This window comes from Alcanivorax sp. NBRC 101098 (assembly GCF_001010505.1).
Lineage (GTDB): Bacteria > Pseudomonadota > Gammaproteobacteria > Pseudomonadales > Alcanivoracaceae > Alcanivorax > Alcanivorax borkumensis.
In genome coordinates, this window is record NZ_AP014613.1 from 1241642 (window position 1) to 1260387 (window position 18746).

Below are 18746 nucleotides of genomic sequence, written 5' to 3' on the forward strand. Positions count from 1 at the left end.
ACCGGACAGCGAAAGCGAAAGCCGGCATACTGCGGCCTGCCTATTTTCAAGGGGATGTTGCATGTCCAAGACAGCCTTTATTTTTCCTGGCCAAGGGTCTCAGGGCCTGGGGATGCTCAGTGAGTTCGCCGAACGTCCGGCGGTGAAGCAAACCTTTCAGGAAGCCTCTGGTGCGCTGGATCAGGACCTCTGGGCGTTAGCCCAAGAAGGGCCAAAAGAAGCGCTCAATCAGACAGAAATCACTCAGCCTTTACTGCTGACCGCAGGCGTTGCCCTGTGGCGTTTGTGGGAACAGAGCGGTGGCCCACGGCCGAATGTGTTGGCAGGGCATAGCCTGGGTGAGTACACGGCGCTGAGTTGCGCCGGAGTCATTAATCTGGGTGATGCCGTGCGGCTGGTGCGTACTCGTGGCCAGTTGATGCAGCAGGCCGTTGGCCAGGGTGAAGGCAGCATGGCTGCCATTCTCGGGTTGGATGATGATCAGGTTCGCAGCGCTTGTGAGCAGGCAGCTCAGGGCGGCGTTGTTGAGGCTGTCAATTTTAATGCGCCAGGACAGGTGGTTATTGCCGGTTCAGCGGATGCGGTTGAGCGGGCTATTGCAGCCTGTAAAGAGGCTGGTGCGAAACGTGCCATGGCGCTTCCGGTCAGTGTGCCGTCCCATTGTGCGTTGATGAAACCTGCCGCTGCACAGCTTGCCGATACCTTGAGTGATACCCGTTTTCACGCGGCGGAAATGCCGGTGATCAATAATGTGGATGTGGCCATGGAAACGGATCCGGAGAAAATTCGTGATGCGTTGATTCGCCAACTTTATTCACCGGTGCGCTGGGTGGAAACCATTCAGGCACTGCAAGAGCAGGGTGTTGGTCATCTTTATGAGTGTGGCCCGGGCAAGGTTTTGTGTGGTTTGGTGAAACGCATTGACCGGGAATTGGCCGCTCGTCCGCTGGAAACAGAGGCAGCTTTCACGGCTGCTCTGCAAGGAGAATAAGCATGTCAGACAAGAAAGTGGCACTGGTAACCGGCGCTAGCCGGGGCATCGGCCGGGCGATTGCCGAACAACTGATTGCGAATGGTTTTTTTGTGGTTGGCACGGCTACTACTGACAAAGGGGCTGCCGCCATTGGCGATGCGTTGGGCGAAAACGGTGCCGGCAAGAGGCTTGATGTGGCAGACAAGACGTCGGTGGACGCCACCCTCAAGAGCATCAACGAAGAGTTTGGTGCTCCTTTGGTGTTGGTGAATAACGCGGGTATTACCCGCGATAACATCATGCTTCGGATGAAGGAAGATGAATGGGATGATGTGATCAATACTAATCTCAATTCCCTTTATCGTGTTAGCAAGGCATGCTTGAAAGGCATGACGAAAGCGCGTTGGGGCCGGATTATCAATATCAGCTCGGTGGTCGGCACCATGGGTAACGCAGGGCAAGCCAATTACGCGGCCGCTAAAGGCGGCGTAGAAGGTTTCTCAAGGGCATTGGCCCGCGAGCTTGGCTCACGTAACATTACGGTGAACTCTGTTGCTCCGGGCTTTATTCAAACGGACATGACAGAGGCGCTGCCAGAAGCCCAGAAAGAGGCCCTACTGCAGGGAATTCCCTTGGGGCGCTTGGGGCAGCCGGCGGAGATTGCCAGTGCGGTTGCTTGGCTGGCCAGTGAGGGCGGTGGTTATGTCACGGGAACCACTTTGCACGTCAATGGGGGCATGTTTACCGGGTAGCTCAAAAAGTGGGCACCCGAGGGTTTCTGGGAAGGCTGTCTAATTGACTGTTTTTGCAGAAGAAAATATTTGGAAAAACTTCAAGGAAAGGCATCGGTCTAGTCGGCTTGCAACCGCAAACAGCGTTCACCTAGAATAGCCGCTGACAGGTGCTAGCACACCATTAATCAGGAGAGTAATACGATCATGAGCAGCATCGAAGAACGCGTAAACAAAATCATCGTTGAGCAACTGGGTGTTAAGCCGGAAGACGTAAAATCAGAAGCGTCCTTCGTTGAAGATCTGGGTGCAGACTCCCTGGATACCGTTGAGCTAGTGATGGCCCTGGAAGAAGAATTTGAAACCGAAATTCCGGATGAAGAAGCTGAGAAAATCAGCACCGTCCAGTCCGCTGTGGATTATATTAAAGCACACAGCTGATTTCGGTTGATCGAATAACAAAAAAGCCGCAGGTTCAATGAGCTTGCGGCTTTTTTGTGGCCAGAATATTTGCCGTAACAAGTGACGTTTTCTTACATTACGGCAGCCAGTTAATGGGCCGGTTGTAGTAGTCTTGTTGCATTAAGGCCTTTAAATGGCGCCAAAAAACATGGATTTGGGAGGTATTGGGTGACGTCACGTCGAGTCGTTATTACAGGGTTGGGAATGCTCACGCCGCTTGGAGTCGATGTGGCTTCTACTTGGGAAGGCATCAAGGCGGGTAAAAGTGGCATTCGCAATATCGAGCACTTTGATACGGAGCGCTTTGCTACCCGTTTTGCTGGCCTGGTGCCTGACTTTGATATTTCCGAATACTTGTCCCCCAAAGATGCCCGCAAGATGGACATTTTTGTTCAGTACGGTTTGGTGGCGGCTATTCAGGCTGTGCGTGATGCGGGCTTGGACATGGAAAAGGAAGACGCCGAACGCGTTGGTGCCGCTATTGGCTCGGGCATTGGAGGCCTCACCTATATCGAAGAAAACCATCGTAAACTGCTCGATTCCGGTCCGCGTAAGCTGTCGCCCTTCTTTGTGCCCGGCACCATTATTAATATGATCGCAGGTAATCTGGCGATCATGTACGGGATGAAAGGGCCGAACTTTGCCACGGTAACAGCGTGCACCACAGGCACCCACAATATAGGGTTTGCCGCCCAGCAGATTATTCTGGGGCAGGCGGATGTGATGGTTGCTGGCGGGGCAGAGAAAGGATCTTCACCATTGGGAGTAGGTGGTTTTGCCGCTGCACGTGCATTATCTACTCGTAACGATGACCCACAAGCAGCTAGTCGCCCCTGGGACAAAGATCGCGATGGCTTTGTGCTGGCTGATGGCGCTGGTGCGGTTGTGCTAGAAGAGTACGAGCACGCCAAGGCCCGTGGTGCCACCATCTATGCGGAGCTGGTAGGTTTTGGCATGAGTGATGATGCATACCACATCACTTCTCCGGCAGCGGGCGGCGACGGAGCCATGCGTGCCATGCGCAACGCCCTGCGCAATGCCGGGGTTGAGCCGGATCAGGTGGATTACATCAATGCCCACGGCACCTCCACGCAAATGGGTGATGTGGCCGAAGCGATGGCGGTGAAAACCCTGTTTGGTGATCATGCCTACAAATTGGCGGTGAGCTCCACCAAGTCCATGGTCGGGCATTTGCTGGGTGCGGCGGGGGCCGTGGAAGCGATTTTCTCCATTTTGGCCATGCGTGATTCGGTGGCTCCGCCTACCATCAATCTGGATAACCCGGATGAAGGGTGTGACCTGAACTTCGTGGCAAATCAGGCTCAGGAACGCACCATCAACTACGCGCTGTCCAATTCCTTTGGTTTTGGTGGTACTAACGGCACCTTGCTGTTCAAGAAGGTGTAATGCCACTAGACCCCCGTGATCGCGGCCTCGCTTACGGAGATGGTGTGTTTGAAACCGTGCGAGTGACCGCCTCCGGCAAGTCGCCATTGTGGGCTCGCCATCGCGCCCGCTTGTATGGTGGGCTACAAACGCTGGGCATCGCACAACCCTCCGAGTCTACATTGCAGGCAGCACTGGATGCTGGCGTTGCGGCGCTAGGTGGCGAGCCGGGGGTAGTCAAACTCACGGTTACCCGTGGCGTGGGTGGCAGGGGCTATTTGCCACCGCAATCGGCGCAGCCTACGGTTCTGTGGCAGACGAGCACTTTGCCAGAGTGGTCTGAGCGACAACGCCGTGAAGGGTTAGCGCTGGGATTGTGCCAGACTCCTTTGTACCCTGATCCGTTGGCGGGCTACAAACACCTTAACCGCCTTGCACAGGTAATGGCCCGCCGTGAAGTGGCACAGCAAGGGTGGGACGAAGGATTGCTACTCAGCACCCGTCGTCAGCCCTTGGAGGCTACGTCCATGAATCTCTTTGCCCGCTTCGCCGATCACTGGTGGATGCCTGATTTGGCTGCAGCGGGTGCCGGTGTGGAGGGCGTTATGCAAGGCCACTTGCGTGATACGCTGCGCCATGGCGGTGAAAAAGTGGTCTGCGATCTGCGGCCACTGTCACAGCTGCGTACTGCCGAAGGCCTGTTTTTGTGTAACAGTGTTGTCGGCGTGCTCGCGGTGCGTAAACTGGCGCAATGGCATTGGCCGGTGTTGGCATCGGTCCGGGAACTGCAACAGTCGACAGAAACCTTTTTGGCCGGCTCACTGAAGGGCTAATAACCCCACTATGCGTAAAAAAATCCGTATTTTTGGACTGTTGGTTGTCCTACTGATAGTCGCTGTTCCTGTGGCGGGGGCCTGGGTCAGTAGTTATCTACATCGCCCGTTACCGATTTCTGAAACATTTACCGTGGAGGTGACTAAAGGGGCGGGGCTGAGCCGTGTGCTCTACAACCTCAAACGTGACGGTATTCTAGGTGAGGGGGTTGACGCCCGGTGCCGTCGAGTGGGTGCGCGAATTTATTCTGCTTTCACCGGCATGGATGGGCGCATGCACATGGGCGAGTATCAACTCAAACCCGGTGATTCGTTATTGTCGTTGTTGGAAAAAATGGATCGGGGCGATGTACTGCAACGTAGTCTGACGTTAGTCGAAGGCTGGAATTTCCGAGAATTGCGAGCCCGGTTGGCTGCCCTGGAAACCCTGGAACATCGACTGAAAGGGCTGACTGACGAACAAGTCATGGCGAAACTCGGTCGCCCTGATTTACATCCCGAAGGCTGGTTTGCACCGGAAACCTATTTTTATACCCGTGGCACATCAGACCTGACTATCCTGGCCCGGGCACTGGAGCGGCAGGAGCGTATTCTGGACGCCGCTTGGCAGCAACGGGCCAAGGATTTGCCTTTGCAAACACCATATGAAGCGCTGATTATGGCCTCCATCGTTGAACGGGAAACCGGTGTCCCAGAAGAGCGATCTGAAATTGCAGGCGTTTTTACCAACCGTTTGAATAAGGGTATGCGCTTGCAAACTGACCCCACCGTGATTTACGGCATGGGTGAAGCCTATAACGGAAATATTCGCCGCTCGGACCTGCGTCGTGCGACACCTTACAATACCTATGTGATTGATGGCCTGCCGCCCACCCCTATTGCCATGCCCGGTCATGAAGCGATTTTGGCGGCAGTAAAGCCGGCGACAACCGAGTCGCTGTATTTTGTCGCTCGCGGTGATGGCAGCCACTATTTTTCCAAGACCCTGGCGGAACATCGAAGAGCGGTGCGCGAATACCAATTACGACGCCGGGAAGGATACCGGTCTTCGCCGGGAGGAGGGCAATGAGCGGTCGCTTTATTACCCTAGAAGGCGGAGAGGGTGCAGGTAAGAGTAGCAACCTCGTTTGGTTGGCAGAGGCGCTTCGGGCCGAGGGTAAGACGGTGATGGTAAGCCGAGAGCCCGGAGGCACAGCCCTGGCTGAATCGATTCGCGAAGTGCTGCTGGCACCCAGTAACGAAGTCATGGCTGACGATACCGAATTACTGCTGGTCTTTGCTGCACGGGCGCAGCATTTGGAGCAGAAGATTCGTCCGGCACTAGCGCGCGGCGAATGGGTCTTGTGTGATCGATTTTTGGATGCCACCTGGGCTTACCAGGGAGCAGGGCGGGGACTAGATAGCGCCGCCATTGCTGCACTGGAGGCCCTCGTTATTCGAGATACCCGTCCAGACATGACTATACTGTTCGATGTGCCGGTGGAGGTGGGCATGGCGCGCGCGGGCAAGCGTGCCGCACTGGACCGCATTGAACAGGAGGATCGAGCTTTTTTTGATCGCATCCGCCAGTGTTACCTGGCTCGGGCAGCCCAGGAGCCCAATCGGTTTCGCACGGTAGACGCTAGCCAGCCGCTGGAATCAGTACAGCAACAACTAGCCCGGATTGTTGAGGAGATGCAGGCATGGCCGTAACCGGTGCAAAAGTTCAGGTCCCTTGCCCTTGGCACAGCGATGCTATGGCGCAGCTGCTTGATCAACACGCCCGGGGGCGGCTGCCCCATGCCCTGTTGCTAAGCGGTCCGAAAGGCATTGGTAAATTGCGGCTGGCGGAGTCTTTGGCGCAAACTTTATTATGTGAAAAACCCTCCGCTGGCTTGCCCTGTGGTCATTGCCAAGGTTGCCAGCTCAGCACGGCAGGCACCCATCCAGATTTGTATCGACTTAGCCCGGAAGAAAAAAGCAAAACCATCAAGATTGACCAGGTGCGCAAGTTGGTAGCATTTGCCACCCGTACTGCGCAATACAGTGGTTATCGTGTGGCGATTATTTCCCCCGCTGAAGCCCTTAACCGCAACGCCCAGAATGCGTTGCTGAAAACCCTCGAAGAGCCTGGAACACAAACCCTATTGTTGCTGGTTAGCGACCAACCAACCCTGCTGTTGCCAACCATTCGTAGCCGTTGTCAGCAACGTATCTTGCCCTTACCGGTAAAGGAACATGCGTTACAGTGGCTGCAGTCGCAAGTGGGAGAAAGCGCGGCCTCGTTACTGGATGCCGCTCAGGGGGCGCCTTTGCGGGCACTGGCTCTTGAGCAAGCGGAGTGGTTCGCCGATCGGACCCGTTTGCTGGATACCCTAGTCAGGGTGGCAGAAGGGCGCCAATCGGTAGCGCAGGCCTCCCCGGTGCTGGCCAAGCATGACCCCACGGAAATGGCTAGTGTGATTTACGGATGGCTATCGCGGAGTTTGAATCAACGTTTTTCTGGTCAGCAGAGCTCCGATGCCTTGCTGGCGCCGCTGCTAGAGCGCCTTAATAAGGCTGTGCCTCCGGCTCGTCTGTTACGGGCCGCCCAGCGTGTGCTGGAAGGTCGCCGCGCCTTGTTGTCTGGAGCCAACCCCAATAAGGAGCTGCTCTACGAGCAGTGGTTGTTGGTGTTGGTGGGCGTTGACGCTGCGGCGGCGGCGCACTAACCTTGATTATAGATTAATAATAATTTCGTAAGGGGTTGGTTCATGAAGATGCCGGTAGGTCGCAATGGCATTCTGTCGCTTTCCATCAAAGATAAAGCGGTGCTGTATTCGGCTTACATGCCGTTCATTACCAACGGCGGTTTGTTTATTCCCACTGAAAAGCAATACACGTTAGGGGAAGAGATCTTCCTGCTACTGAACATTATGGATGAAGCCGATAAGATTCCAGTGGCTGGCAAGGTCGTGTGGATCACCCCCAAAGGGGCTCAAGGGAACCGTAGTGCGGGGATCGGTGTGCAATTCTCCGATCAGGACGATACCGCCCGCGTTACCATCGAGAATCATCTGGCCGGTTCACTGGAATCGGATCGTCCTACGTATACCATGTGAGAGGCTGACTCGTATTGCGCTGCGTGCAACAACGCAAGCGTGTTGGGTTCTGGCTGTCAAATAAGAAGGCCGCCTCTTTTTTAGGACGCGGCCTTCTGTATTTCAGATGCGATCATTTTAGCCGGTGCTGTGTGTGCCGCGTGGTGTGTGCTGGGCGCTCCCTACGCTACAATGCCTGCGTTTTTAACGTTGGAGCTTGTTGTGATTGCTACCTCTTTTGTGGATTCCCATTGTCATTTAGATCGTCTGAATCTTGACGCCCATGATGGCGACTTCGCGGCGATGATGGCGGCCACCGCGCAGGCTAGGATCAGCCACATGCTGTGCATCGGTGTGGATCTAGAAACCTTTCCGCAAGTGCAGGCGCTGGCTGAACAATATGACAATGTTTTTGCCAGCGTCGGGGTGCATCCACTTTACAAGGAATCCCGTGAGCCCGTTGTAGAGGAGCTGATTGAGCGTGGGGCCCACCCCAAGGTTGTCGCTATTGGCGAAACCGGGCTGGATTACTTCTATGCAAAGGAAGAGCGAGAGTGGCAGCAGCGCTATTTTATTGCCCATATTCAGGCTGCTCGTGAAACCGGCCTGCCTTTGGTTGTGCACACGCGCGGCGCCAAGGAGGATACCTTGGCGCTGTTGCGCGAGCACGGTAGGGGGGAAGTTCGCGGCGTGCTCCACTGCTTCACTGAAGACCTGGACATGGCCCGACAGGCCATAGAGCTGGGTTTCTACATTTCCATTTCTGGGATTGTCACGTTTCGCAATGCGCAGGCCCTGCGGGAGACCGTGAGGCAGTTACCTCTGGAGCGTTTATTGATCGAAACCGATTCCCCCTGGCTCGCTCCAGTTCCTTTTCGTGGCAAGCCCAATGAGCCGCGCTATGTGGTTCAGGTGGCTGAATGTGTGGCAGCACTGCAGGGGATCAGTGTGGATGCTCTGGCGGCGGCCACCACGAATAACTTCTTTTCTCTGTTCAACAAGGCACAAGCATGAACCTGTATGCAATGCTGGCGCTGGCAGCGCTAGGTGGTGGTGTAGTGGCAGCGTTGCTTGTGGCGTTGCTGGAGCGGCGCCGAGCGGCTGCGCGTGAAGCCGTATTGCTGGCCGAGAAAAATGCTCTGAGCGAGCCGCTGGCCCAGGTACCGCTGCTCAAGCAGCAGCTACAAGAACAGCAACAACGGCAGCAGCACACGGACGCACAGCTACAGCAGTTGGGAGCCGATAAGGCCCGGCTGGAAGAACGGCTGGCTGGGCAGCAGGAAAAGTTGGCCTTCTCCGAGCAAAGCCGAAATCAGCTGAAGCAGGAGTTTGAGAACCTGTCCGGGAAAGTACTGGAGCAGCGCGGCAAGCAATTACAGGAGCAACACCAGCAGGGCCTTGATGGCATGCTCAAACCGTTCCGTGAGCAGCTGGCGGATTTTCGCCGTCGGGTGGATCAAATTCACAGCGACGAAACCCGTGCTCAGGCATCCCTGATCGAACAGTTGGGCCATTTGAAAAGCCTTAATCAGCAGATGCATGAAGATGCGCGCAATCTCACCGACGCCTTAAAAGGCCAGTCCAAGACCCAGGGTAATTGGGGTGAGATGATTTTGGAGCGAGTGCTAGAGTCTTCCGGCCTGACCCGGGGCCGTGAATACGAAACCCAGGTTACGTTGAAGGATGAGAGCGGCCAGCGACGGCTGCCGGATGCTATTGTGCACCTGCCGGAAAATAAGGATGTGGTGATCGACGCGAAAGTATCGTTGGTGGCCTATGAGCGGCTTTCTTCTGCCTCTACGGCGGAGGAGCGCGAACAGGCATTACGCGACCATCTGGCCTCCCTACGCAGTCATATTAAAGGCTTAGATGCGAAGGATTACAGCGGTCTGGAAGGTATTCGGAGCCTGGATTTTGTGCTGCTTTTTATTCCCATTGAGGGAGCGTTCATGGTGGCCATGGAGCAAGATCATCGCCTTTATTCTGACGCCTTTTCTCGCAACATAGTATTGGTTAGTCCAACTACGTTATTGGTAACGTTGCGCACGATCCAGAATATTTGGCGTTATGAGTACCAAAACCAGAATGCGTTAGATATCGCTGATCGTGCCGGGAAAATTTGTGATCAGGTGTCGCTGATTGGCGATTCCATGGATGATCTCGGTGACAAAATCGGTAAGGCACAATCTGCGTGGGATACCACTTTTAAGCGTCTCAGTAGTGGCCGTGGCAACCTATATCGCCAGGCGCAACAACTCAAAGAGCTGGGGGCAAAAGCGCGTAGAGCGTTACCCGCCCCCGCTGATGAACAGCAAGGGGAATCATAAGAAAAAAGGCTCATCAGTCCGTCAGAATGCACGGAAAGTACGATATTTCTGCTCAATATAAAAGGTATTGCACATAAAATAAGTGCATTTCAATTATTTTATGTCTGATAGGGTGTGTCGCTTAAGACGACAAAATATAGGGTAAAGTGACGACTTTGATAATCAAAAATAATAGTTATCTAGTGCCATAGTGCTAGTTTAATAATATTAGAACTGCGTCACAGGTAATGAAAACGCCTTAGTTAGTATGAGTCTTGTAACTCAATCTAACTAAAGGTGGTTCTATGTGTCGTTTGATGTTCGCCCTACTATTGGTAATGGGTTTGGCACAAGCGGTATCGGCGCTTGACGCTCAACCTCGTATTATCGGGGGACAGGATGTAGTAACAGTCCGGCCGTGGATGGCCGAAGTGGAAGTTAGCCTATCTGGAAACTCCGCCTATGCTGCCACGCTGTGTGGTGGAACGTTGGTTGCTCCGGGCTGGGTGTTGACGGCCGCACACTGTGTGGTAACTCCCAGCGGCACCACCTTGCAACCCAGTCAATTGTTTGTGGCGCTGGGAAGCCTAGATCGAACAGAGGCAAACCCTCCTGAGCGTTTGTCTGTTTCAGCGGTGCGAGTCCATCCGAACTATCGTGCGGTTACCTTTCACAATGATTTGGCATTGCTACGGTTGTCTTCTGACAGTCAGGCCACCCCGCTTAATTTGGCTAAACCCCAGACGGTTTCTGCGCTGGCACGCGGAAGTCATGACGAAGCGCTGCAGATAACGGGTTGGGGTTCCACCTCTCCCAGCGGCAATGGCCTTTCCAACTCCCTGCGTGAAGCTAGTGTGGATTATGTGCCAAACAGTACTTGCGCCAACCAGTGGGGGAACCTAACCGGTAATCAAATCTGCGCGGGTGAAATGAATCCCTTGAATGTCGCACAGGACACCTGTCGTGGGGATAGTGGTGGACCGCTAGTTTATGGTGAGCTTGGGCAACAATGGCTGGTTGGGATTACTAGCTACGGCCACGAACGGTGCGCCACCGCCGGCATTCCAGCGGTATATACCCGAGTGGATCGCTACTTGGATTGGCTTGAGCAAACCACTTTGGGAAGTCTTGTTGACCTTGAGCTCACCGGTGAAGCCGTTGACACCTACACTAATCCGGGTGCATCTACCACGCTGCATACTCGCATCGCTAACACCAGCCAGCAAACACGAGCCGGTAATGTGGGCCTGCGAATTGCACACAAAAATGGACTGACAGTGCGTGTCCCTGGGCTGACCTGTGTCGCTAATATCGGCTATACCGACTGTCTCGGTAATACTGATCTGGCTTTGGGGCAAGAAAGTGCCACTTACAGTATTACCCTCAGCGCCAGTAATCGCTGGTCAGACGACATCCGTATTGATCCGATTAGTAGTACTTCTCATGACTACTTCTCTAGCTTGGGCGAAAACCTGAAATTGGTTTTCAGCGATGAGCCGGATGTGGTGCTTAGCCTGACCACTCAGCGTGGCAGTGATGACCTGGTGCGTGTTAATGCCCAGGTGACCAATGTGGCGACTCACCAAACAGCCGCGCGGGTGCGTGTGAGTTTTGCTCTTCCCTCCGGGTGGAGTACGGCGCAATTGCCGGAGAATTGTTTCGGCACGAACTCGGTGCAATGTGCTCTAGGTGATATGGCTCCTGGCGAAAAGGCCTCTCAGCAATTACTACTAGAAGGTCAGGGTAACGAGAACCTGTGGGTGCGGGTGTGGACCGATAATGGCGACTATCCGGCGAACGATAACACCGCTAGTACTCAACCGGCGCAGGCGCGTAAAGCGTCCAGCGGTGGAAGTGCCGGAGGAAGTGCTGGTGGCAGTGGTGGTGGTGGCGGGAGTCTGTCCTGGTGGTTACTGGCGCTGTTAACCGTGGTTTCCGTTCGTCGGCTCCACTAGTGTCAGGTGGCGTTGGCGCTCTGGCGCCAGCGCGCCCTGATTGCCTTTCCAAGGAAGAGCATCAATCCCTTTGGGGATAGCATTTATCTGGAAAGGCGCCTTGATAATCTCAAAATAGGGGGAGTGGTCGAAGTCTGCAGCGGTAATGGCGCGAGGTTGCAGCCTGAGCAAGCGGGCAGTGGGCTCGCTTTCCTTTACCAACGGCATTACCGGGAACTGCACAAAGCTGAAAGCATCTGCCACCACGGTACCGCTGAGGGCTTTGACCAGTTCACCGGCCCAGCGGCGGAACAGCCTGGCACGCCAACGCAGGGGCAGCAAGCGCCAAGGCAGCAGAGCCATCATGGCTAGCGCCCCCCAGGATTGGGTGCTGCCGACGCCAATACGGCTGATGGCGTAGCGCAGGACATCCTGAGCTTCATTGTCGCTCAGGCCCTGAGCCCGGCATACGCGAATATGGCGGCCTTCTAGTGATGACAAGGGTTCCACGATCAGCCCTCTTTCTAGGCGGGCGTCAATGACCAATTGGGTATCCGGTTCGCAGGGAGTGTAATCCGCTAACAGCGCACGCAGGGCAGGGTCCGCCACATCGTGCAGCCGCCCAATGTAGAGCACTGCGCGAGCATAGCGACTATCGCCAATCACCTTGAAAGTTCGGTCTACGGTGCTATGACCGGCAACAAGTAGCACATCACAAGACCTCAGTACCGTGCGCAGGCTTCCCAAATCAGCACTGGGCTGGCCACTGAACTGTTCATCACGCTGCAAGCGGCGGCAGATCCATTGATAAAAGGCCAGCTGTCGGTTCATGTGTGAGGCTCCGGTATCCATAACGAGGCACGTACGAGTTTCAGGAGCTTACAGCAGGTCCAGAGCTTGGTCGATGACCGAATTGGTCGTGTAGAAGTGTGGTGATAAGCGAACGCCGCCACCCCGCTCAGCACAAACGACTCCGCCATTTTTCAGGCGTTGAAAGGTCTCGTTGGGGGCTTCGTGTGGCAAGCGGAAGGTCACAATGCCAGCCCGGCGTTCCCTGGCAGTGGGGCTGAGCAATGTGGCCCCTTTACTATGTAATCCATCAATCAGTCGCTGTACCCGTTGCTGCAGCGCGTTAGCTACCACATCCATCCCGGTGTCTTGAAGTAACGAAAGGGAGGCATTCAGGGCATGGGCGCCAAGCATGTTTGGGCTGCCGCATTCAAAGCGTTTGGCGGTGATGGCGGGTTGCCAGTCCTTGCGGGTGTAATTGCCCGGATCAGTCACCATATGCCAGCCGTGCTGGCGCAGGGTCAGTTGGTCCTGGACTGCCTGGCGACAGTAGAATAGGGCGAGCCCTTCCGGGCCAAGCATCCACTTGTGGCCATCGGCTACCACGAAATCGGCTTGTACCCGCTCTGCAGAAAACGGCAATGCGCCGAGTATCTGGATGGCGTCCACACAGAATAATGTCCCTTGTGCTCGGCAGGCGGCGCCGATGGGGGCCATGTCCATCAGCAGGCCTGAGCCATACTGGACCGCCGACAGTGACACCAGGCGGGTACGCGGCCCCATGGCGTCAATGACATTCTGTTCCGGGTTGTCGCCCTCCAGATTCACTTCAATCACGTCTACGCCTTGGTTGGCTAGGGCCTGCCAGGGAATGCGGTTGGACGGAAATTCTTGATCGCTGATGATGATTTGGTCACCGGTGTGCCATTCAAGACCTTGGGCGATAACAGATAGCCCCTCGGAAGTGTTCTTCAGCAGGCCGATTTCGTCGATATGGACGCCTCCCACTAGCCAGGCCAAACGCTCACGCAACTGCTGCTCTACTTTTAGCCAGAGTGGATAATCCCGGGCGCCAATGTGTACGTTCTGCCGTGCAAACTCGCTCACCGCCGCTTGAGTGCGCAGAGGCCAGGGCGCTACAGCCGCGTGGTTCAAGTAGAGCAAGCCGTCCTGCTGGGGGAATTGTGTTGCAATGTCCAGTGGAGAGCGGTCTGTATGGGCCATGTTGCCTCCATGTGTTGGGGGAAGGTGGGTAGGGGAGCGGTGATGTACACCATGACGCTATGCTAACCGGCGTTGGGTTTCCATGAACAGCATAGCCACCTTGTGTTTTGAGAGGTTGCAGTGGGCTTAGCGGATAGGCGCGCAAAAGGGAATACGTTAGAATTGCGACTGTTCAGTCCGCTACGGAGGTGGACGCAAGGAGAAAAAGATGGGTGATCTGGAAAAAGCCACGCGTAAAGCACAGGAATTTCGTCAGCGAGAACGTGAAATTCTCGATGCCGCTCTGGCCCTTTTTCTGGAAGAAGGCGAAGACCGAGTAACCGTGGAAATGATTGCGGACCGGGTAGGTATCGGCAAAGGAACCATCTACAAGCATTTTGAAACCAAGAACGAAATTTACCTGTTGCTGATGCTGCGCTACGAAGAAGACTTGGCAGGGGTCTTTCAAAAGATTTCCGATGTCGATAATAAGGAAACGTTAGCCCGGGAGTATTTTCGTTTCCGGATATCTGATCCTAAGCGATACCAGTTGTTTGATCGGTTGGAAAACAAGGTGATCAAGGACCACGCGCTGCCGGAGTTGGTGGAGAAACTACACAGCATCCGCAAAGCCAACTTTGCTCGGCTCACCGAGATTGTGAAGGCGAGAATGGAAGAAGGGTCGCTGGAAGAGGTGCCGGCCATCTATCACATTTGCTCTGCTTGGGCGCTGGCCCATGGTGCGGCGGCATTGATGGAATCACCGTTTTATCAAAAACTGATTGATGACAAGGATGATTTTCTCGACTTCCTTATTGAAATTGGTATTCGTATGGGGAACAAAGGGCAGCGAGGTCCGCGATGAAACAAGCCGAGGCGCTGCTTACGTTACTGGAAAAAGCGGCCGATGATGAAACCGGCCTGCCGCCGGTGCATCAATGGAACCCGGAACGTCATGCGGACATCGACATGCGTATCGCCCGGGACGGCACTTGGTTTTATCAAGATTCACCCATTGAGCGGCCCAGAATGGTGGCGCTTTTTTCAACTATTATGTTGCGCGAAAAAGACGATTATTTTCTGATTACCCCGGTGGAAAAGTTACGTATTCAGGTCGATGATGCGCCGTTTGTTGCGACGCAAGTGCAGCAAGTAGAAGAAGGTGGCACCACAAAATTAGTGTTTACCACCAATGTGGGCAGCCATGTGGTTGCCGGAGACGACCATCCCCTCTGGGTTAACACCGATAGCGAGACCGGTGAGCCTTCCCCTTACCTGTGTGTGCGTGACAATCTGACGGCATTGATTGGGCGTTCAGCGTTTTATCAGTTGGTCGATTGGGCCGAGCAACAGGGCGATATCCTGCAAGTACGCAGCAACGGTAAAACGTTCGCTCTGGGTAGCTTGGCAGATTAACCGCTGACCTCTCGTGTAAACATTATCGGGTGAGCCCCGTAGCCAAATCTGATTACACCCCACTCTTGACTGATCAGCGTAGTGTTACGCTGATCAGCAACAGCACAGCCAGTACGATTACGGCGCCTTTCCACATTCTTAATTGCTGGGTGTTAGTGTCTGCCACAGGTTTATTGCTACGAACGGGGCGGCGCAGAGCATCGCGAAATTCTGCTGCATCGGTAAAGCGGAGCTTAGGCTGCCGTTGTAGCGCAAGTTCTAGCACGTTGTTGATCCATAGCGGGATAAACGCGTTATGGCTTTGCAATGGAGGAAGGGGCAGGTGTGAGGCTTTTTCATAGCGACCTTGCCAAGGCAGGGTGCCCGTCAGCATTTCATGAATGATCACCGCGATGGAGAATAGATCGCTTTGCTCGCTTGGAGCTTCGCCTTCTGCCAGTTCTGGCGCGCTGTAATGCAGGGTGCCTAAAGGAATACTGGCGGCAGTTTGTTCCATTCCACGACAATGGCAGCTACCAAAGTCCACAATGCGCACCAATCCAGTAGTGTCTACCATAATGTTATCTGGCTTCAGGTCACCATGAATCACATCGGCACGGTGTAGGGCACGCACCCCGTTGAGCAGTTGATCTGCTAAATATAGTTTTTCTTCAACCGGTGCGTCCGGGTGTTCCCTGAGCCACTGTTGCAGTGTCACACCGTCGATAAATTCCAGGTGTTGGTAAAGGCAGGACGTATTTTCGGGTAGCGGCAAGGCGTGTAATAAATGCGGGTTGCGTAGCCGGTTACCCACCCAGCCTTCCATGACGAAGCGTTCCAGTGCATCACGATCATCTTCCAGATTGATCGATGGTGTTTTCAGTACCGAGGCGTTGCCTTTCTTATCTTCCACCAGATAAAGGTGGCTGCGTACGCTGGCGTAAAGCTCACGCTTTACTGTAAAGCCGTCAATTTTAATGCCGGGGGAAAGCGGAGGGGGGAGTGGCAGGCTACCACGTTGTTTCAGCGCTTCATCGGCGCTGGCGTCCGGTAGCCCGTCAACATGTATTACCTGACAGCTTACGTTATCGTCGCTGCCGTTAGCCAACGCAGCTTGCACCAACGTTTTGGCAGCAAGTTCTGGTTGGTTGGTTTCGCGCAAAATGTTTTGCATCCGTGAACGGGCCAAGAAACCGTGTAAACCATCGCTGGACAAGAGATAAATATCGCCCACCTGTAAATCTACACTGCTGTAGTCCACGTCCAGACGAGTATCTCCTCCCATGGCGCGGGTGAGCACTTGCCGGTTTGCGCCGATTCGGCGGCTGTGATCGCGAGTCAGGCATTCTAGCCTGTTGTGACGCATGCGCCATACGCGGGAATCGCCAACCTGAAAAATGTGCGCGGTGCGCGAGCGTAAAATCAGCAAAGAAAGTGTACAGAGATGGCTGTCGCCAGCCAGTGTCTGGCGACATAACCAACGGTTCAGGGCTTCCAGTACACGTTGCGCAGAGCGCGGTACGCTCCATAACGATGGAGTGGCGTAGTAATCATTGATAAAACCCAGCACGCAGGACTCTGCTGCCTCTCGAGCGGCACCGGCACTGGATAGGCCGTCTGCCAGGGCTGCGACAATGCCTTTGGTGCGCAGCAGTGACCCTTCCGGTACCTGCATAGCCAAGGCATCTTGGTTGTGCAGCTTGGGGCCGCTGTCACTGAATTGCCCGATCCGTACGCGGGGGTGCAACTCGGGTTCGACCATGGTGTCGGCGTTGCCAGCGGGGCCGGTGGACACTTCCATTCTTGTGCTCCTATACCGATAGCGTGTTGTGAGCGGTGGTCCGAGCAAACAGGAGTTCCCGCGTGCCCGGACTCAAAGGGTGTCATCAACTCACTTTGATGAGCTGCACTTCGCCTTTTTCATCAATTTCTGCAATGTGACCTTTGGGTTCATCTAGGAATTGTACGGCGGCCAAGGCAACGGCGGCACTGGCGGCAATGACCAGAAAGAAAGTAGACGGTTCCACGAAGGTCAGCACGGTAAGGAAAATCACCGCACCCGCATTGCCATAGGCGCCTACCATGCCGGCAATTTGGCCGGTGAGGCGACGTTTAATTAACGGTACGGTGGCGAAGACCGCGCCTTCGCCAGCTTGAACGAAGAAGGAACAGCACATGGTGGCAATAACGGCTAGGGCGATGGGCCAGGTGCCGGAGATCTGGCTCATCAGGCCATAACCTACCATCAACCCGCACAACAGGATGGCCAAAGACTTTTTGCGGCCGAATTTGTCCGATACCCAGCCGCCGCCGGGCCGTGCAACCAGATTCATGAACGCATAACCGGATGCCAGCAGGCCAGCGGTAACCGCAGACAAGCTGAACGTATCACTGAAGAAAAGCGGCAGCATGGAAACCACCGCTAGTTCAGAGCCAAATGTCACCATGTAAGACAGGTCGAGAATGGCCACTTGTTTGAAACTGTAGCGATCGTGCTCGGCAACGCCTTCTTTCAAGTGGTCGCGATTCACGCGCCAGGCTTGGCCTAACTGCACAATCGCAAGGCTGATAATCAACGCCGCCAGTAGAATTTGGGTAGTCCCCCCGAACAGATCAAGATTGGTTGGCCCAAGGCGCCAGACAATAACCAGCAGGGCAATATAAAGTGGCAGGCTCATCAAGAGATAAAAGAACAGATCTTTTCGCGTGCTGACTTCAAGAGCGCTGGCTTTCTTGGGTTTGAAGTAGGAGGAGCCAGCGGGAGTATTTCGGGCGAACCACAGGAAAAAGATACCGTATAGCATTGCTACCGCACCGGTGCTGGCAACGGCCCAGCGCCAGCCGTTTTCGCCCCCAAAAAGCATGGCGATGGTTGGTAAAGTAATGGCTGCTGCTGCAGAACCAAAGTTACCCCAGCCGCCATAAACGCCTTCTGCTAGGCCGACTTCCCGGGCAGGAAACCATTCACTAATCAGGCGAATGCCGACCACAAAGCCAGCGCCAACAAAGCCCATAAGCAAACGTGTAACGGCCAGTTGTTCAAAGGTAGTGGATAGGGCGAATGCCCAGCAGGGGAAGGCCGCCAGTATCAGCAGCAGACCAAACACCCGGCGTGGCCCGAAGCGATCGACCAGGGAGCCAATAACCACCCGGGCCGGGATGGTCAATGCCACGTTAAGGATCAACAATGCTTTGACCTGTTCCGCGCTCAAGTCGAAAGCCTCGCGAAGGTGCCCCATTAATGGGGCGTGGGAAAACCACACCACAAAGGTAATAAAGAAGGCAACCCAGCTTAGGTGCAGTAACCGTATACGAGGCTGGGACAGGTTCAATAGATTCAGGTTTTGAGCGCTCATGAAATCTCCATGCATGGGCGATTAACGATAAGAGAGCCTGAGCAACTCCTGTGCCATGTGATTAAGTTCATGTTTTTAATAGAGTATTTCTTGGTAGAGAGAGGCGATTAGAAAATATGTGCGCAAAAGGGGAGCGTTTTTGGGTCAATACGGTGCACAAGAAAGTGCCTTTTTCTCGTGCACCGGCGCATTAAAAGAAAGCAGGGCTTTTGTTATTACTTGATAAAAAAGGAAATAACCTTATTTATTTCAATGGGTTAGTTAGTTGGCATAAGGCTTGCTGTAGTGGTGGTGTCAGTTACGCACCGCGAGGGTGAGC

The 18746-nt window shown here is 54.6% G+C and carries 18 protein-coding genes; 14 read left to right on the top strand and 4 right to left on the bottom strand.

Features of this window, described 5'->3' with window-relative positions:
* Positions 1–61 precede the first annotated feature (61 nt).
* From fabD to AS19_RS05720, 12 genes are all read left to right on the top strand, one after another.
* Positions 62–991 carry an ACP S-malonyltransferase gene (gene fabD, locus AS19_RS05665; protein WP_011588352.1) on the top strand — a complete coding sequence of 310 codons (930 nt, stop codon included), beginning with the start codon at positions 62–64 and terminating at the stop codon, positions 989–991.
* Between the two features lie 2 nt (positions 992–993).
* A complete protein-coding gene (gene fabG, locus AS19_RS05670; RefSeq protein WP_011588353.1) occupies positions 994–1725 on the top strand; it encodes a 3-oxoacyl-ACP reductase FabG in 732 nt (243 codons plus the stop codon).
* Between the two features lie 186 nt (positions 1726–1911).
* The gene (gene acpP, locus AS19_RS05675) at positions 1912–2145 is read left to right on the top strand and encodes an acyl carrier protein (RefSeq protein WP_007149764.1); all 234 of its coding nucleotides are present in this window, start codon (positions 1912–1914) and stop codon (positions 2143–2145) included.
* Between the two features lie 189 nt (positions 2146–2334).
* Positions 2335–3573 (top strand): beta-ketoacyl-ACP synthase II, encoded by a 1239-nt coding sequence (fabF, locus tag AS19_RS05680; RefSeq protein ID WP_035458431.1) that lies wholly within the window; start codon positions 2335–2337, stop codon positions 3571–3573.
* Positions 3573–4385 (top strand): aminodeoxychorismate lyase, encoded by an 813-nt coding sequence (gene pabC, locus AS19_RS05685; protein ID WP_011588355.1) that lies wholly within the window; start codon positions 3573–3575, stop codon positions 4383–4385. The genes fabF and pabC overlap by 1 nt, the downstream gene beginning before the upstream one ends.
* A gap of 10 nt (positions 4386–4395) precedes the next feature.
* Positions 4396–5454 carry an endolytic transglycosylase MltG gene (gene mltG / locus AS19_RS05690; protein ID WP_011588356.1) on the top strand — a complete coding sequence of 353 codons (1059 nt, stop codon included), beginning with the start codon at positions 4396–4398 and terminating at the stop codon, positions 5452–5454.
* A complete protein-coding gene (gene tmk, locus AS19_RS05695; protein WP_011588357.1) occupies positions 5451–6077 on the top strand; it encodes a dTMP kinase in 627 nt (208 codons plus the stop codon). Before mltG ends, tmk begins: the two co-directional genes overlap by 4 nt.
* Complete coding sequence (locus AS19_RS05700) at positions 6068–7075, top strand: DNA polymerase III subunit delta' (protein WP_011588358.1); 1008 nt, start codon at positions 6068–6070, stop codon at positions 7073–7075. Before tmk ends, AS19_RS05700 begins: the two co-directional genes overlap by 10 nt.
* 42 nt (positions 7076–7117) lie before the next feature.
* The gene (locus tag AS19_RS05705; protein WP_011588359.1) at positions 7118–7465 is read left to right on the top strand and encodes a PilZ domain-containing protein; all 348 of its coding nucleotides are present in this window, start codon (positions 7118–7120) and stop codon (positions 7463–7465) included.
* Positions 7466–7636: 171 nt separating this feature from the next.
* Positions 7637–8458: a TatD family hydrolase gene (locus AS19_RS05710; RefSeq protein ID WP_011588360.1), complete on the top strand. Its 822-nt coding sequence runs from the start codon at positions 7637–7639 to the stop codon at positions 8456–8458.
* The gene (locus AS19_RS05715; protein ID WP_011588361.1) at positions 8455–9771 is read left to right on the top strand and encodes a DNA recombination protein RmuC; all 1317 of its coding nucleotides are present in this window, start codon (positions 8455–8457) and stop codon (positions 9769–9771) included. Before AS19_RS05710 ends, AS19_RS05715 begins: the two co-directional genes overlap by 4 nt.
* 284 nt (positions 9772–10055) lie before the next feature.
* The gene (locus tag AS19_RS05720; protein WP_035458420.1) at positions 10056–11705 is read left to right on the top strand and encodes a serine protease; all 1650 of its coding nucleotides are present in this window, start codon (positions 10056–10058) and stop codon (positions 11703–11705) included.
* Here the strand turns inward: AS19_RS05720 and AS19_RS05725 are convergent.
* Positions 11673–12515 carry a hypothetical protein gene (locus AS19_RS05725; protein ID WP_041704923.1) on the bottom strand — a complete coding sequence of 281 codons (843 nt, stop codon included), beginning with the start codon at positions 12513–12515 and terminating at the stop codon, positions 11673–11675. The two genes, AS19_RS05720 and AS19_RS05725, sit on opposite strands and share 33 nt — an antisense overlap.
* A 48-nt stretch (positions 12516–12563) precedes the next feature.
* The gene (locus tag AS19_RS05730) at positions 12564–13697 is read right to left on the bottom strand and encodes an aminotransferase class V-fold PLP-dependent enzyme (protein WP_011588364.1); all 1134 of its coding nucleotides are present in this window, start codon (positions 13695–13697) and stop codon (positions 12564–12566) included.
* Positions 13698–13905: 208 nt separating this feature from the next.
* Here AS19_RS05730 and AS19_RS05735 point away from each other — a divergent pair, with 208 nt between their 5' ends.
* Positions 13906–14541, top strand: coding sequence for a TetR/AcrR family transcriptional regulator (locus AS19_RS05735; protein WP_011588365.1), 636 nt, complete (start codon positions 13906–13908; stop codon positions 14539–14541).
* Positions 14538–15092 (top strand): DUF1285 domain-containing protein, encoded by a 555-nt coding sequence (locus AS19_RS05740; protein ID WP_011588366.1) that lies wholly within the window; start codon positions 14538–14540, stop codon positions 15090–15092. Before AS19_RS05735 ends, AS19_RS05740 begins: the two co-directional genes overlap by 4 nt.
* Before the next feature lie 73 nt (positions 15093–15165).
* On the opposite strand, the gene AS19_RS05745 is transcribed toward AS19_RS05740, so the two are convergent.
* Both AS19_RS05745 and AS19_RS05750 read right to left on the bottom strand, forming a co-directional pair.
* Positions 15166–16872 carry a bifunctional protein-serine/threonine kinase/phosphatase gene (locus AS19_RS05745; RefSeq protein WP_011588367.1) on the bottom strand — a complete coding sequence of 569 codons (1707 nt, stop codon included), beginning with the start codon at positions 16870–16872 and terminating at the stop codon, positions 15166–15168.
* Positions 16873–16957: 85 nt separating this feature from the next.
* The gene (locus AS19_RS05750) at positions 16958–18427 is read right to left on the bottom strand and encodes a NarK family nitrate/nitrite MFS transporter (protein ID WP_035458410.1); all 1470 of its coding nucleotides are present in this window, start codon (positions 18425–18427) and stop codon (positions 16958–16960) included.
* Positions 18428–18746 lie beyond the last annotated feature (319 nt).